We start from the raw sequence: 14,896 nt of genomic DNA on the forward strand, positions 1-14,896 counted from the left end.
CTGTAAGGAATTCGGCGGGGCCCGCGCATACTTGAGCGGCATGCGTGGTTATTACGGGCGAGCGTTACCGCAGCACAGTCACCGCTGGCATCTGCATGGTTGCAGCTTCGGTGCGCAGGTAATCGCTCAACCTGCGGATACGGTCGTTGCCGGGGCGCGTGCCCGGCCACACCAGGTAGTAGCTTTCACCACTGGCCACGGCGGTCGGCATGGGCAGGCTCAACCGACCTGCGGCGACGTCTTCGGCGACCATCAGCAGGTCGCCGATAGATACCCCATAGCCGCGAGCGGCGGCAATCATACCTAATTCCAGCGTATCGAATACCTGCCCGCCCCGAAGGGATACGCCAGCGTCCAGCCCCAGGCGTTGCAACCAGCGTCGCCAATCCCGGCGATCCGGGGTGGGATGGAGCAGTTCAGCCCGCGCAAGGCGCTCAGGTGTCCACGGTGCCTGCGCGGCGAGCTCCGGCCCACCCACGGGAATCAGAAGCTCATCGAACAGCCAGGTCGCCTCCCAGTCGGCGGGGAACTTGCCATTGCCCAGTAACACAGCGCAATCGAAGGGCTCCAGGTTGAAGTCCACTGCATCCACTTCCATCCATGCACTGGTCAGTTGAACCTCATTGCCGGCCTGCAGGTGGCGAAACCGACTGAGCCGCGCCAGCAGCCAGCGCATCGTCAAGGTGGAAGGCGCTTTCATACGTAAAATTCCGTCCTCCCCGAGCAGCGTGGCGCAAGCCCGCTCAAGCGAAGAGAAGCCGTCGCGCACACCTGGCAACAGCAGCCGCCCAGACTCACTTAATTGCAGGCTGCGCCCGGCACGCAAGAACAGACGGCAGGCAAAGTAGTCTTCGAGCGTGCGCACGTGCCGGCTGACCGCGCTTTGAGTAATGGACAGTTCTTCGGCAGCACGGGTGAACGAGCTATGTCTTGCCGCAGCCTCGAAGGCGCGCATGGCGTAGAGCGGCGGCAATCGGCGAGTCATCACGAATCCCATGGGTTGAGCGCCAGGCATGAGTCATACTCATGCCACCGATCGCTATTATCCTTTTGTTAGCGAGCCGGGCAAGGCGCAGAATCACCTCTCCGATTCACTGGATCCTCTTTGCACATGCCGTTGACTCCTCGCTCCGAACTCAAGGCGCTGTTACGCCTGGCAGGCCCGCTGATCGCTTCGCAGCTGGCGCATATGTTGATGATCCTGACTGACACCATAATGATGGCGCGCATCGGCCCGCAGGCGTTGGCCGGCGGAAGCCTCGGGGCCGCCAGCTATTCGTTCGTGTCGATTTTCTGCATTGGCGTGATCGCCGCGGTCGGCACGCTGGTATCCATTCGTCACGGCGCTTCAGACCCTGCCGGTGTCACTCGGCTGACCCAGGCGGGGTTGTGGCTGGCATGGAGCCTCGCACTGGCCGGCGGGATACTGCTGTGGAACCTGCCGCCCGTGCTGCTGCACCTGGGCCAGGCGCCCGAAAACGTCGCCGCGGCCAGCGAATTCCTGAAGGTGCTGGCGTTCGCCCTCCCCGGCTCGCTGAGCTTTATGGCATTACGAGGCTTTACCAGCGCAGTGGGCAAGGCCGCGCCTGTGATGGTCATCAGCGTTGCAGCCACGGCATTGAACCTCGTATTGAACCTCGCTCTGATCGACGGCTGGTTCGGCCTGCCTTCGCTGGGGTTGATGGGTATCGGCCTGGTGACGGCTACCGTTACCACGGTGATGGGGCTCAGCCTGGCAGGCTATGTAAGCCGGGGGCGGAGCTATGCTGCCTACCCCTTCCTCCAGGGCCTGGGGCGACCCTCCACCGAGGCGCTCAAAGAGTTGTGGCGCCTGGGGCTGCCCATCGGCGGCACTTATGCGGTGGAAGTAGGCCTGTTCGCGTTCGCGGCGCTGTGCATGGGCAACATGGGCCAGACCCAACTTGGTGCGCACCAGATTGCCCTGCAAATTGTGTCTGTCGCCTTTATGGTACCGGCGGGCCTTTCCTACGCCGTTACATTGCGCATCGGTCGCCACTATGGCGCAGGCCAGTTGAATCAGGTACGTCAGGCCGGGCGAGTAGGTATTGGCTTCGGTGCCGCGATCATGCTGAGCTTCTCCCTCGTGCTATGGCTGATGCCGGGAGCGCTGGTGGGCCTGTTCATTGACCGCAGCAACCCTGCGTTCGCGGACATTTACACGCTGGCGCTGCAGTTGCTCGCGGTAGCGGCCTGGTTCGAACTCTTCGATGGCGTACAAACCATCGCCATGGGCGCCATTCGCGGCTTGAAGGACGCCCGCCTTACGTTCCTGGTAGGCCTGGCCTGCTACTGGCTGGTTGGCGCGCCGGCCGCCTGGCTGCTTGCGTTCAACCTGGGCCACGGCGCCGTGGGCGTGTGGTGGGGCCTGGCCCTGGGGCTGGCGTGTGCGGCCATCAGCCTTACCGTTGCGTTCGAGGGGAAGCTCAAGCGGCTGCAGCCGCCGCTCGGCACCGGGCAAGCGGCCAGCGAGCCGGCTTGAGTTTCAGCGGTCAGCGCAGCCGTGCGTCGGCGTGGTGGTCTAGCCCGGCCTGGAGGTAGGCCATCAGGGGCTGCAGTGGCAGGGGCCTGCTGACCAGGAACCCCTGCACCTGGTCACATCCATACCTGCGTAGCTCGTCGAGCTGCTGCACCGTTTCCACACCTTCGGCAACCACTTCCAGATGCAGGTTGTGGGCAAGGTTGACCATCGCTTTGACGAGTTGCCGGCTTTCAGCGCGCTCGTCCATGCCTGCCACGAAGCTACGGTCGATTTTCAGCAAGGCAATGGGCAGGCTGCTCAAATGCACGAAAGAGGAGAAGCCAGTGCCGAAGTCATCCAGTGAAAAGCGGACCCCAAGTTGGCCCAGGGCGTCCATGGTATGGCGCACCTGATCGTTGCGCCGCATCACGGCGGTTTCGGTGAGCTCGAACTCAAGCCAACTGGCGTCTATGTCTCGGTCGTTTATCAGGCGGCTGAGTGTGCTCAGCAGCTGGCTGTCCTGAAACTGCCGAAAGGAGAGGTTCACTGCCATGTGCAATGGCGCGATGCCGGCGTTGCGCAGGGTTTGCATATCCTCCAGGGCCCTGGCGAGCACCCAGTAGCCCAGCGGTACGATGAGCCCGCTTTGCTCCGCGAGGGGGACGAACTCGCTTGGGCCTAACAGGCCCCGCTCCGCATGGCGCCAGCGCACCAAAGCTTCAAGCCCCACGATACGGCCGCTGGGCAGATCCAGACGGGGCTGATAGTGCATTTCCAGCTCGTCACGGCGCAGCGCCCGGCGCAGCTCGCCTTCCAGGTCTGCCATGCTGCGGGCATGGCGATTGATCCGTTCGTTGAACACGTGAAAGGTACAGCCCTGAACGCTCTTGGCCTGGCGCATGGCGATATGGGCGTGCCACATGAGTGGATCGGGGTCGGTGCGCGCCTGCCCGTGGGCAATACCCAGGCTACAACCGATCAACAGGCTTTCGCCGTCAACCCAGTAAGGTTCGCCCAGCGCTTCGATGATCTGCTCGGCGAGGCGCTCGGCGCGTTGCGAATCCCGACGGGTATCAATAAGCAAGGCAAATTCATCACCCCCCAAACGCGCCAGCCTGTCGCCGGGGCCCAACTGGGCCTTGAGCCTGGCCACCACCTCAAGGATGAGCCGGTCTCCGGCCTGGTAGCCCAGGCAGTCGTTGGCATGGCGGAAGTTATCCAGGTCGAGATGGCCCAGTGCCAGGCCCCGGCCATCTCCACCCGCCAGGCTCGTCGCCAGGGTGGCCAGAAAGCCTTGCCGATTGGCTATGCCCGTGAGCGTGTCTTCTTCGGCCAGCCGCTGCAAGGTGCCTTGCAGCACACTGCGCTCACACACGTGGCGCACGCAGCGGCGCAGGGCGTCGGCATTCAGATGAGGCAACACCAGCCAGTCGCTCACGCCAACCGGCGGCTCCAGGGGTTCGCGTTCCAGCAGCAACACCTGCGGCCAGGCACACCGCCCCGCCGGGGGCTGACATTCAGGCGTGGCCAGCACCAATACAAGGCCTGCTTCCTCGGCGAATTCGCCCCAATGCGCGCCCCACTCCGTCGCTCTGAGCAACGTGCACGCCTCGCTCAACCCGGCGAGGCATTTACGCACTGCGGCTTCCCACACGTCCTGTTGCGCGATCAGCAGCAGCCGCAAGGGTTCAGTGAGCGTAGACAAGCGAGCTCCTTAAAAGCATGACGCCCCATGGCGCGCAATTGATCTGGCGGGCCAATGATAATGATTTGCAAGGACGCAAGCACCATGATCGACGTCACCCTGTACAAACAGGTGGCCAGGTACAACCAAAGTAACAAAATCCATAAAAAAACATAGAGGGTGAGAGACGGTCGCGGCAGAAAGCGCCTGTCCTGTTAAAATGCGCGACTCTTTTTTTGCGACCCCTCTGGAATCCATGTCTCGGCTCAACCCCAGGCAACAAGAAGCCGTGAACTACGTCGGTGGCCCATTGCTGGTGCTGGCTGGCGCCGGCTCGGGCAAGACAAGCGTGATCACCCGCAAGATTGCCTACCTCGTGCAGCAGTGCGGCATGCGTGCCCAATACATCGTGGCGGTGACCTTCACCAACAAGGCCGCGCGCGAGATGAAAGAACGCGTGAGCAGCCTGCTGCGTGGTGGCGAGGGCCGCGGGCTTACCGTGTCTACCTTCCATAACCTGGGGCTGAACATCATCCGCAAGGAGTACGCGCGGCTAGGCTACAAGCCTGGGTTCTCGATTTTCGACGAGAGCGATATCAAGGCGCTGCTCACCGACATCATGCAGAAGGAATACGCCGGCGACGACGGGGCGGACGAGATCAAGCACATGATCGGCAGCTGGAAAAACGACCTGATACTGCCGCCCGAGGCACTTGAAAGCGCCCGCAACCCTCGTGAGCAAACCGCGGCCATCGTGTACGCCGCCTACCAGCGCACGCTCAAGGCTTATAACGCACTGGATTTCGACGATCTCATCCTGCTGCCGGTCAAGCTGTTCCAGGACCACCCGGACATCCTGGAAAAATGGCAGAACCGTGTGCGCTACCTGCTGGTGGACGAGTACCAGGACACCAACGCCAGCCAGTACCTGCTGGTGAAACAGCTGATCGGTACCCGCAACCAGTTCACCGTGGTAGGGGACGACGACCAGTCGATCTACGCCTGGCGCGGCGCGCGGCCGGAAAACCTGATGCTGCTCAAGGAGGACTACCCTTCGTTGAAGGTGGTGATGCTGGAGCAGAACTACCGTTCTACCAGCCGTATCCTGCGCTGCGCCAACACCTTGATCGCCAATAACCCTCACGCGTTCGAGAAGCAGCTGTGGAGCGAAATGGGCCATGGCGACGAAATCCGGGTAATCCGTTGCAAAAACGAGGACGCCGAAGCCGAGCGGGTGGCGATGGAGATTCTCACGCTGCACCTGCGCACCGACCGCCCCTACCGGGACTTCGCCATCCTTTACCGTGGGAACTATCAGGCGAAGCTGATCGAGCTCAAGTTGCAGCACCATCAGGTGCCGTACCGGTTATCCGGCGGTACCAGTTTCTTCGCCCGCCAGGAAGTGAAGGACCTGATGTCCTATTTCCGCCTGCTGGTGAACCCGGATGACGACAACGCCTACTTGCGGGTGATCAACGTACCACGGCGGGAGATCGGCTCCACTACGCTGGAAAAGCTGGGTAACTACGCCACGCAGCGGGGTACCTCGATGTACACCGCAAGCGCCGAGCTCGGCCTGGCTGAACATCTGGACACCCGTTACGTGGACCGCCTGCAACGCTTCAAGCGCTGGATGGACGGCGTGCGGCACCAGGTCGCTCAAGACGATCCGATCGCCGCGCTGCGCGCCATGGTGACGGATATCGACTACGACAACTGGATTCGCCAGAACAGCTCCAGCGACAAGGCGGCCGACTATCGTATCGGTAACGTGAATTTCCTGATCGAAGCGCTGAAAAACACCCTCGAAAAAGACGAGGACGGCGACATGACGATCGAGGATGCCATCGGCAAGCTGGTGCTACGCGATATGCTCGAACGCCAGCAGGAAGAAGAAGACGGTGCCGACGGCGTGCAGATGATGACCCTGCACGCCTCCAAGGGGCTGGAGTTTCCCTATGTCTTTATCATGGGCATGGAAGAGGAAATCCTCCCGCACCGCTCCAGCATCGAAGCCGACACCATCGAAGAGGAACGCCGCCTGGCCTATGTGGGTATCACCCGCGCCCGGCAAACGCTGGCCTTCACCTTCGCAGCCAAACGCAAGCAATATGGAGAGGTTATCGACTGCTCACCCAGCCGGTTCCTCGATGAACTTCCCGCCGACGACCTGGCCTGGGAAGGTTTGCAAGACACCCCCGTGGAGGTAAAAGCCGCCCGGGGCAACCATGCATTGGCGGACATCCGCGCCATGCTCAAGCGCTGATCCAAGGAGCCCCCGTGGAAGCCCTGCATAACAAGATCCGTGAAGAAGGGATCGTATTGTCCGACCAGGTACTCAAGGTGGACGCCTTCCTCAATCACCAGATCGACCCTGCCCTGATGCAAGCCATCGGCGAGGAATTCGCCCGCCGTTTCAGCGGCCTGGGTATCGACAAGATCGTCACCATCGAAGCCTCCGGCATTGCGCCGGCGGTAATGACCGGGTTGATCCTGGGCGTGCCGGTGATATTCGCCCGCAAGCATGCTTCGCTGACCCTTACCGAGCACCTGCTTACCGCCCCGGTGTATTCCTTCACCAAGCAGACGGAAAGCACAGTCGCCATTTCGCCGCGGCACTTGGCCAAGGATGATCAGGTATTGATCATCGACGACTTCCTCGCCAACGGGCGGGCGTCCCAGGCGTTGATTTCGATCATCCACCAGGCCGGTGCCCACGTGGCCGGGCTGGGCATCGTGATCGAAAAGTCCTTCCAGACCGGCCGTGCCCAGCTGGAAGAGCAGGGTTACCGGGTAGAGTCGCTAGCGCGGGTCGCATCCCTGGCTGGCGGCAAGGTGACGTTCATACCTGAATGACGCATTAGCCGGGAGGGGGTTTTCAGCGTCCTCCCGGCACTGCCTTGTTACTCCAGGTCGCGGTTACTCCAGGTCGCGCGCAGGCGTGGCGGCCATGGGGGCAGGCATGGGGGTTGGCCAGTGCGGCCGAGTGGCCTGTAACCCCGCCAACAGCAGCCGCTGCTCCAACTGCTCACGCAGGCCTCCGGGCTCGTCCAGGCTCATGCGCGCCAGGTGTTCGGGATACAGCGAAGCGCTGGGCGCGTCCAGCGCAGCACGTCCCAAGTCCAGCAATTCGGTGAGGTGGAATTTGCTTTTGAGCCAGTTCAGCGCTCGCAGAAGGTCTTTTTCCGCTTCCGAGAAATCGCTGCCTAAAGGGTATTCCGGGAACAGGTGAGCATGCCGAGTACGGATGTCCTCCAGCCGCTGCGGGGTGTTATCCGTGAAGCGCGCGTCTATCCGGAAGTCTCTTGGCAGTTTGCCCGCCAGCTGTGCCTGGTCGAGAAGCGCCGGCTGAAACCGCGAGTCAGCGATGTTCAGCAACGCCTCGATTACCTGAGCGTCGCTTTTGCCGCGCAAGTCCGCGATGCCGTATTCGGTGATCACGATATCGCGCAAGTGCCGTGGGATGGTGCAGTGGTTCTGCTCCCACACGATATTGGAGCTCACCACGCCACCGCTTTCACGCCAGCTGCGCAGGAGCAGGATGGACCTTGCCCGCTCAAGTTCATGCCCTTGCACCACGAAGTCGAACTGACCTCCTACACCGCTGAGCACGCGGCCGTCTTGCAACTGGTCGGACGCCGCCGCACCGAACAGATTGACGCTCAACGCAGTGTTGATGAACCGGGCGTGTCGGCGCTGCTGACGCTTGAGGTCTTCATCGCCATACAGCTTGTTCACGTAGCTGATGGCAGTCATGGCGAAACGGGCCCTGGCCTGTAGCGGCATTTCCCGAAGCCGGGCATAGAACGCCGAGGGGCCCAGGAAGAAGCCACCGTGGAGCACCGCGCCCTCTTCATCCAATTCGGGGCCGGGGCCGTTGGGGCCGCCCGTCACGCGGCGGCGCAGTACGCCGGCATCGGCGAGCACCAGCAAGCCATTGACGAACATTTCGCTGCAGCCATAAAGCCCTTCGGCAAAGGGCGCCAGCCCGCCTTCCCTCTGGATCAGCTCATCCCACTGTTGTAGCTGGGCTTCCTGCACCAGGGAGCGATACCCTGTGTTGTCTGCCTGGCGGGCAAGCAACGCCGCGGTGATCGCATCGCCCAGCGCGCCGATGCCTATCTGCAACGTACCGCCATCGCGTACCAATGTACTGGCATGCAAACCGATGAAGTGCTCACGTACGCCAACTGGCTGATTGGGCGTAGAGAACAGCGGCGTTTGCTCGGGGGTATCAATCAGCAGGTCGAACTGTTCGCGCGGGACCTCCGCCTCGCCCGGCATGTAGGGCAGTTGAGCATGTACCTGGCCCAGCATCAGAATGGTTTCACCGCCCCAGCGGCGGTGCTCCAGCATGGGCAGCAGGTCGAGCGTGATATCAGGATTGCAGCTGAGGCTGAGCAAGCCAGGCCGTTGTGGGTCTTCAGCCACGAGTTGGGCCACGAGGTTGATGCCTTGGGCATTGATGTCTCTGGCCGCATGGCTGTAGTTGCTGCTTACATAGCCCTGCTGGGCCTGATGGCTACCCCCGAGCGCACCGGGCTGCATGAAAAACTGCTCGACCCGCACGTTTGCTGGCAAGGCGTCGGCCGCCAGGTCCGCTACAAAGTCCAGCTCAGGGTAATCGCCGTAAACCCGTTCGATGAAGGGTTCCAGAAAACGACGTTGCAATCCGTCGCCCAGTGGCGGGCGGCTCAGGCACAGGGCGGTATAAATCGTGAGCTGCCGCTCGGGAAGGGCTTTGATCCGGGCGTACAAAGCGTTGGCAAACCGGTTCGGCTTGCCCAACCCAAGGGGAAGACCAAGCCGGATATGCGCGGGCAAGCGCTCCAACACTACATCTACCGCGCGTTCCAGGCTTAGCACATCAGTCATCACAACCTCCGTTTCGGATGCTCTGTGACTATGACCGCGCCGCGGTTGAATGTTTCGGTACGGCGGATGTGGGAGTAGGCGTCAGCCTGCGAATAGGCCATCGAGGCAAACCGCTGGCTCAGAAATTCGCCGGGGTTGCCGCGCTGATCAGCCGAGCGGGAACGTCGTAGGGGTTGCGGAAGCGGTGCGGGCGGGTGCTTTCAAAGTAGTAACTGTCGCCAGCTTCCAGCACGAACGTTTCCAGGCCCACGACAAGCTCCAGGCGGCCCTCGATGAGGATGCCGGTTTCCTCGCCGTCATGCGTGAGCATTTCTTCGCCAGTATCGGCGCCCGGAGGATAGATCTCGGTCAGAAAGGCAATCGCGCGGCTGACGTGGCCTCGCCCAACCAGCTTCATGGTGACTTCGCCGTCAGAGATATCGATCAGCTCGTTGGCCTTGTAGACAATCTGGGCCGTGCTTTCGGGGGCGAGTTCCTCGGAAAAGAACTCCACCATGGACATGGGTATCCCGCTCAGCACTTTGCGCAGCGAACTGATCGACGGGCTTACGCTGTTTTTCTCGATCATCGAGATGGTGCTGTTGGTCACCCCCGCGCGTTTGGCCAACTCACGTTGAGACAGGCCCTTGAGCTTGCGAATGGCTTGCAATCGTTCACCGACGTCCAATGACGGAACCCTCCTCGGGGCATCTGCTGGCAATAATGAACGGTATGATCGCAACAGCGTTCAGTATTTACAACACCCGCACCCGCCGAAGGGTTATTTCGCAGCTACCTGCGGTTTACTCGCTGTACACGAGCGGCACCCGCTTGAGGTTGCAGAACAGCTGGTAGGGAATGGCTTGCGCCCAGGTGGCCACTTCGCTGGCAAGTACCTGGCGCCCCCACAGCTCAACCGGGCTGCCGAGGGTGGCTTCGGGTACGTCGGTAAGGTCCACGCACAACATGTCCATGGACACCCGGCCCAGCAGGCGGCTTCGTTTACCGGCCACCATCACCGGTGTGCCAGTAGGTGCATGACGTGGGTAGCCATCGGCGTACCCCATGGCAACCACGCCCACGCGCATCGGGCGGTCGGTCACGAAGCTCTGCCCGTACCCGATCGGCTCGCCTTCGGGCAATTCACGCACGCAGATCACCCGGGATTCAAGCGTCATCACCGGCTGCAGGCGGTCGGCGTTGGGGTGTGGCTGTTCGAAGGGGCTGGCGCCATACAGCATGATCCCTGGGCGCACCCAGTCACTGGGCACTTGTGGCCAACCCAGCACAGCGGGTGAGTTGCGCAAGCTCACTTCGGCGGCGAGGCCTTCGCTGGCCTGGTTGAACTGCGCCACTTGCTCGGCGCTGCGAGGGTTGTCCAACTCATCGGCGCTGGAGAAATGGCTCATCAACACTACTTTGGCGACCTTGCCGCTTGCCAGCAGGCGCTGATAGGCCATGGCATAGTCGGCCGGATGTACACCTACCCGGTGCATCCCGGAATCCATCTTCAGCCACACCGTGATCGGCGTTTGCAACAAGGCCTGCTCTATCGCCTCCACCTGCCACAGCGAGTGAGCCACGCACCAGAGATTGTGCTCGGCGATCAGCGGCAATTCAGCGGCTTCGAAGAAACCTTCCAACAGCAGGACAGGCGCCTGGATACCTGCCTCGCGCAGCTGCAAGGCCTCCTCGATACAGGCCACCGCGAAACCATCGGCCACCTCGGCGAGCGCTTGCGCGCAACGCACCGCGCCGTGCCCATACGCATCGGCCTTGATAACCGCCAAGGCGCGAGCGTCAGTGAGCTCGCGCGCCAGACGGTAATTTTCACGCAGGGCTTGCAGGTCGATAAGGGCACGGGCGGGGCGCATGACAGGGCTCTTCGAGGTTGAGGTTCAGGCAGAAAAAACCCGGCTGATCCGAAGACCCGCCGGGCGAGGAATCGTTACTTCAGGGCAGCAGTCACCGACAGCTCAACGAGAATTTCCGGCTCGCACAGCTTGGCCTCCACCGTCGCCCGGGCTGGCGCAAAGCCTTTGGGCAACCAGGTGTCCCACACGGCATTCATGCCTTCGAAATGAGCGTCGATGTCTTTCAGGTAAATGGTCACCGAGAGCAGCTGCTCCTTGCTGGAGCCCGCCAGGTCGAGCAGCCGCTCGATGTTTGCCAGGGTTTCCCGGGTTTGTTGCTCGATGCCGGCCGTCATGTCGTCGCCGACCTGGCCAGCCAGATACACCACGCCGTTATGGGTGACGATCTGGCTCATGCGTTCATTGGTGAGCTGGCGCTGGATTACCATGCCTGGCGTTCTCCTGGTGACCGCCGTAGCGGGAAATGTCGAGGCCCTGGGCGCTGATTTGCGGCTTCTTGCGCGCCATCAGATCCGCGAGCAGGCGACCCGAGCCGCAGGCCATGGTCCAGCCAAGCGTACCGTGGCCGGTATTGAGGAACAGGTTGCGCATCGGCGTCGCCCCCACGATAGGCGTGCCATCGGGCGTGGTCGGGCGCAAGCCTGTCCAGAACGTAGCCTGCGCAAGGTCGCCGCCGCGAGGATAGAGATCATTCACGATCATCTCCAGCGTTTCGCGCCGGCGGGGGTTGAGCGACAGATCGAAGCCGGCAATCTCTGCCATGCCCCCTACCCGAATGCGATTATCGAAACGGGTGATCGCCACCTTGTAGGTTTCGTCGAGGATGGTCGACGTAGGTGCCATCGACGCATCGGTAATCGGCACGGTCAGCGAGTAACCCTTCAGTGGATATACCGGCGCCTTGATCCCCAATGGCTTCAGCAGCGCAGGCGAGTAACTGCCCAGCGCAAGCACGTAGCGGTCAGCAGTTTCCAGCTTGCCGTCGATGACCACACCGTTCACGCGGTCGCCGGCGAAATCCAGCCGCTCGATGGTTTGCCCGAACCGGAACTCCACGCCCAGCGCCTTGGCCATTTCTGCCAGGCGCGTGGTGAACATCTGGCAATCGCCGGTTTGATCGTTAGGCAGGCGCAGCGCGCCTACAAGCAAATCCCCGGTGGCCGCAAGCGCGGGCTCCACACGGGCGATGCCGGCGCGATCAAGCACTTCGTAAGGCACACCCGACTGTTTCAAAACGGCGATGTCCTTCGCCGCGTTATCCAGCTGCTCTTGGGTACGGAACACCTGCGTAGTGCCCAGTGTGCGGCCTTCGTAGGTGATGCCGGTTTCGGCACGCAACTCATCGAGGCAATCGCGGCTGTACTCCGACAGCCGTACCATCCGCTCCTTGTTGATCGCATAGCGGCTGGCCGTGCAGTTACGCAGCATTTGCGCCATCCACAGGTATTGGTCCAGGCTGCCGGTAGCCTTGATCGCCAACGGAGCATGGCGCTGCGCCAACCATGTGAGCGCCTTGAGTGGAATACCCGGCGCGGCCCAGGGCGAAGCATAACCAGGGGATACCTGGCCTGCGTTGGCGAAACTGGTTTCCATCGCCACCGCAGGCTGACGGTCGACCACTACAACCTCGAAGCCCTGCCGCGCGAGGTAATACGCGGTAGTGGTGCCGATCACCCCACTGCCCAATACCAGTACTCGCATGTTCAACCCCTTCTCGCGGCCGGCCGCGGTTCGAATGTGTTCTAGACGAAATTGACGGCAGTATATGGACTGGAAACCAGTGCTATTCACTGTATGTAGCGCTATATTTGGCGAGAATTCTCGGCAAAATTGGCTTTTCCGGAGGGGCATCGCCTATGCGCACCCATCATCAGACCAAGCGCGAGCTTGATAGGATTGACCGCAATATTCTGCGCCTGTTGCAGGCCGACGGGCGCCTGTCCTTCACCGAGCTGGGGGAAAAGGTGGGGCTATCCACCACGCCCTGTACCGAGCGTGTTCGGCGGCTGGAGCGAGAAGGCATCATCATGGGCTATTACGCTCGGCTCAATCCGCAACACCTGAAAGGTAGCCTGCTGGTGTTCGTGGAAATCAGCCTGGACTACAAATCCGGAGATACCTTCGAGGAGTTCAGGCGGGCAGTGCTCAAGTTGCCACACGTATTGGAATGCCATCTGGTGTCTGGGGATTTCGACTACCTCGTAAAGGCACGCATTTCCGAAATGGCTTCCTACCGCAAGTTGCTGGGGGACATTTTGTTGAAGCTGCCGCACGTGCGTGAATCCAAAAGTTACATTGTGATGGAAGAGGTCAAAGAAAGCCTCACGCTGCCAATACCGGACTGACCCGTGCATGAATACACCCACGGGTGTTAAATTTAGCTAACAGCCACACCACCAGGATGCGCTTATGGATGCCACCGTCCGGCATGCCTCACCTTCCGATCAACCCGCTTCCTATTACGAAGCGACTCGCCTTGGCCTGCCGGAATATCCTCACCTGCAGGGTGAGCTCAAGGTCGACGTGTGCATCGTGGGCGGCGGCTTCAGTGGCCTCAATACCGCCATCGAGCTGGCCGAACGGGGGATGAGCGTGGCGCTGCTCGAGGCGCGAACCATTGGCTGGGGCGCCTCGGGGCGTAACGGAGGGCAGTTGATTCGTGGGGTGGGCCACGACGTTGAGCAGTTCGAGCCCTTGCTTGGGCATGGCGGCGTGCGCCAGCTCAAGCGGATGGGCCTTGAGGCGGTGGAGATCGTTCGGCAGCGAGTCGAAAAATACGACCTGGCATGCGACCTCACCTGGGGTTATTGCGATCTGGCCAACAAGCCCGTCCAGTTCGAAGCATTCGCCGCGGAAATAGCCGAGTTACGCGGGCTGGGGTACCGCCATGCCATGGAGTTGATCACCACGCAGCAGTTGCCCGGCGTGGTAGGTTCCGCGCGCTATCACGGTGGCCTGGTCGACATGGGCTCTGGCCACCTGCACCCTTTGAATCTGGCGCTTGGGGAAGCTGCCGTGGCGCGACGCCTGGGCGCCCATGTGTTCGAACGTTCAGCAGTGACCCGTATCGACTACGGGCCGGAAATAAGCGTGCACACTGCGTACGGCTCGGTTCGCGCCGAGACACTGGTGCTGGCTTGCAACGCCTATCTGGGTAGCCTGAACCCTGAGCTGGGCGGCAAGGTGTTGCCAGCGGGAAGTTACATCATTGCCACCGAGCCGCTGCCCGAGGCACTTGCCCATGAGCTACTGCCGCGCAATATGGCGGCGTGCGATCAGCGAGTCACCGTGGATTACTTCCGCCTTTCCGCGGACCGCCGGCTGCTGTTCGGCGGCGCTTGCCACTATTCCGGGCGCGATCCGCAGGACATTGCCGCCTACATGCGCCCCAAGATGGTAAAAGTTTTCCCGCAGCTGAGCGGCGTGCGCATCGACTACCAGTGGGGCGGCATGATCGGGATCGGCGCCAACCGGTTGCCTCAGATCGGCCGCCTCGCCAGCCACCCCAACGTGTACTACGCCCAGGCCTATGCCGGGCATGGCCTGAACGCTACCCACTTGGCGGGGCGGCTGCTGGCCGAGGCCATTACCGGCAAGGTAGGCGGCGGGTTCGACCTGTTCGCAAAGGTGCCGCACATGACCTTCCCCGGAGGCAAGCATCTGCGTTCGCCCTTGCTGGCCCTCGGCATGCTATGGCACCGGCTCAAGGAACTCGTCTGAGCCGGCGGCCTATTCTCGCCAGAACGGCTTCAACCCCTCCTCCCTCTGCTGCTGGGCAGTCAGGCCCACATCCGCCAGTTCGCTGGCAGAGAGCGCCAGCAGTTGGCGGCGCGTGACCCACCGGTGGCACATCAACGCCCAGCGGCTCAGTCCGGCGGGCCCGCTTTTGCCGGCACCCACGCTGCGGGTCGACGGGTCCAGTTCCTGTTGTTTGAGATAGAGCCGTACATCTGTGAAGCCGTTCATGTCTGAAGCCTCCCGTGCATCCTGGACGAAAGGATGCCA

The 14,896-nt window shown here is 61.9% G+C and carries 13 protein-coding genes; 5 read left to right on the plus strand and 8 right to left on the minus strand.

Annotation, left to right across the window (positions count from 1 at the left end; translation table 11 throughout):
• Positions 1-64 precede the first annotated feature (64 nt).
• Complete coding sequence (locus tag AC3Z8Y_RS23910) at positions 65-985, minus strand: LysR substrate-binding domain-containing protein (protein WP_490090078.1); 921 nt, start codon at positions 983-985, stop codon at positions 65-67.
• A 120-nt stretch (positions 986-1,105) separates the two neighbouring features.
• On the opposite strand from AC3Z8Y_RS23910, the gene AC3Z8Y_RS23915 reads away from it, so the two are divergent.
• The gene (locus AC3Z8Y_RS23915; protein WP_490087844.1) at positions 1,106-2,500 is read left to right on the plus strand and encodes a NorM family multidrug efflux MATE transporter; all 1,395 of its coding nucleotides are present in this window, start codon (positions 1,106-1,108) and stop codon (positions 2,498-2,500) included.
• Between the two features lie 10 nt (positions 2,501-2,510).
• Here the strand turns inward: AC3Z8Y_RS23915 and AC3Z8Y_RS23920 are convergent, their stop codons facing one another.
• Complete coding sequence (locus AC3Z8Y_RS23920) at positions 2,511-4,184, minus strand: putative bifunctional diguanylate cyclase/phosphodiesterase (protein ID WP_490087845.1); 1,674 nt, start codon at positions 4,182-4,184, stop codon at positions 2,511-2,513.
• A 235-nt stretch (positions 4,185-4,419) separates the two neighbouring features.
• Here AC3Z8Y_RS23920 and rep point away from each other — a divergent pair, with 235 nt between their 5' ends.
• Together rep and AC3Z8Y_RS23930 are read left to right on the plus strand one after the other, a co-directional pair.
• The gene (rep, locus tag AC3Z8Y_RS23925) at positions 4,420-6,429 is read left to right on the plus strand and encodes a DNA helicase Rep (RefSeq protein ID WP_181111081.1); all 2,010 of its coding nucleotides are present in this window, start codon (positions 4,420-4,422) and stop codon (positions 6,427-6,429) included.
• A gap of 14 nt (positions 6,430-6,443) precedes the next feature.
• On the plus strand, positions 6,444-7,019 hold the full coding sequence (locus AC3Z8Y_RS23930; RefSeq protein WP_490087846.1) for a xanthine phosphoribosyltransferase: 576 nt from the start codon (positions 6,444-6,446) through the stop codon (positions 7,017-7,019).
• A gap of 63 nt (positions 7,020-7,082) precedes the next feature.
• Here the strand turns inward: AC3Z8Y_RS23930 and AC3Z8Y_RS23935 are convergent, their stop codons facing one another.
• The 5 genes from AC3Z8Y_RS23935 to dadA all read right to left on the minus strand — a co-directional run bounded on the left by AC3Z8Y_RS23935 (position 7,083) and on the right by dadA (position 12,592).
• Complete coding sequence (locus tag AC3Z8Y_RS23935) at positions 7,083-9,038, minus strand: acetyl-CoA hydrolase/transferase C-terminal domain-containing protein (protein ID WP_490087847.1); 1,956 nt, start codon at positions 9,036-9,038, stop codon at positions 7,083-7,085.
• Positions 9,039-9,156: 118 nt separating this feature from the next.
• Complete coding sequence (locus AC3Z8Y_RS23940) at positions 9,157-9,705, minus strand: cupin domain-containing protein (protein ID WP_490087848.1); 549 nt, start codon at positions 9,703-9,705, stop codon at positions 9,157-9,159.
• Between the two features lie 115 nt (positions 9,706-9,820).
• Positions 9,821-10,891, minus strand: coding sequence for an alanine racemase (gene alr / locus AC3Z8Y_RS23945; RefSeq protein ID WP_490087849.1), 1,071 nt, complete (start codon positions 10,889-10,891; stop codon positions 9,821-9,823).
• 74 nt (positions 10,892-10,965) lie between these two features.
• A complete protein-coding gene (locus AC3Z8Y_RS23950) occupies positions 10,966-11,319 on the minus strand; it encodes a RidA family protein (RefSeq protein ID WP_490087850.1) in 354 nt (117 codons plus the stop codon).
• Complete coding sequence (gene dadA / locus AC3Z8Y_RS23955; RefSeq protein WP_490087851.1) at positions 11,291-12,592, minus strand: D-amino acid dehydrogenase; 1,302 nt, start codon at positions 12,590-12,592, stop codon at positions 11,291-11,293. The genes AC3Z8Y_RS23950 and dadA overlap by 29 nt, the downstream gene beginning before the upstream one ends.
• A gap of 155 nt (positions 12,593-12,747) precedes the next feature.
• On the opposite strand from dadA, the gene AC3Z8Y_RS23960 reads away from it, so the two are divergent.
• Complete coding sequence (locus AC3Z8Y_RS23960) at positions 12,748-13,236, plus strand: Lrp/AsnC ligand binding domain-containing protein (RefSeq protein WP_181111088.1); 489 nt, start codon at positions 12,748-12,750, stop codon at positions 13,234-13,236.
• Between the two features lie 64 nt (positions 13,237-13,300).
• Positions 13,301-14,611, plus strand: coding sequence for an NAD(P)/FAD-dependent oxidoreductase (locus AC3Z8Y_RS23965; protein ID WP_490087852.1), 1,311 nt, complete (start codon positions 13,301-13,303; stop codon positions 14,609-14,611).
• A gap of 9 nt (positions 14,612-14,620) precedes the next feature.
• Here the strand turns inward: AC3Z8Y_RS23965 and AC3Z8Y_RS23970 are convergent, their stop codons facing one another.
• Positions 14,621-14,857 carry a DUF1127 domain-containing protein gene (locus AC3Z8Y_RS23970; RefSeq protein ID WP_490087853.1) on the minus strand — a complete coding sequence of 79 codons (237 nt, stop codon included), beginning with the start codon at positions 14,855-14,857 and terminating at the stop codon, positions 14,621-14,623.
• Between the last annotated feature and the right edge of the window lie 39 nt (positions 14,858-14,896).

This window comes from Pseudomonas sp. 3MAES_34.3B (assembly GCF_058145875.1).

Bases quoted from the DNA above. Each gene is read 5' to 3' on its own strand.
- AC3Z8Y_RS23910 (WP_490090078.1), bottom strand. From the start codon at position 985: ATGACTCGCCGATTGCCGCCGCTCTACGCCATGCGCGCCTTCGAGGCT.
- rep (WP_181111081.1), top strand. From the start codon at position 4,420: ATGTCTCGGCTCAACCCCAGGCAACAAGAAGCCGTGAACTACGTCGGT.
- AC3Z8Y_RS23935 (WP_490087847.1), bottom strand. From the start codon at position 9,038: ATGACTGATGTGCTAAGCCTGGAACGCGCGGTAGATGTAGTGTTGGAG.
- alr (WP_490087849.1), bottom strand. From the start codon at position 10,891: ATGCGCCCCGCCCGTGCCCTTATCGACCTGCAAGCCCTGCGTGAAAAT.
- AC3Z8Y_RS23950 (WP_490087850.1), bottom strand. From the start codon at position 11,319: ATGGTAATCCAGCGCCAGCTCACCAATGAACGCATGAGCCAGATCGTC.
- dadA (WP_490087851.1), bottom strand. From the start codon at position 12,592: ATGCGAGTACTGGTATTGGGCAGTGGGGTGATCGGCACCACTACCGCG.
- AC3Z8Y_RS23960 (WP_181111088.1), top strand. From the start codon at position 12,748: ATGCGCACCCATCATCAGACCAAGCGCGAGCTTGATAGGATTGACCGC.
- AC3Z8Y_RS23965 (WP_490087852.1), top strand. From the start codon at position 13,301: ATGGATGCCACCGTCCGGCATGCCTCACCTTCCGATCAACCCGCTTCC.
- AC3Z8Y_RS23970 (WP_490087853.1), bottom strand. From the start codon at position 14,857: ATGAACGGCTTCACAGATGTACGGCTCTATCTCAAACAACAGGAACTG.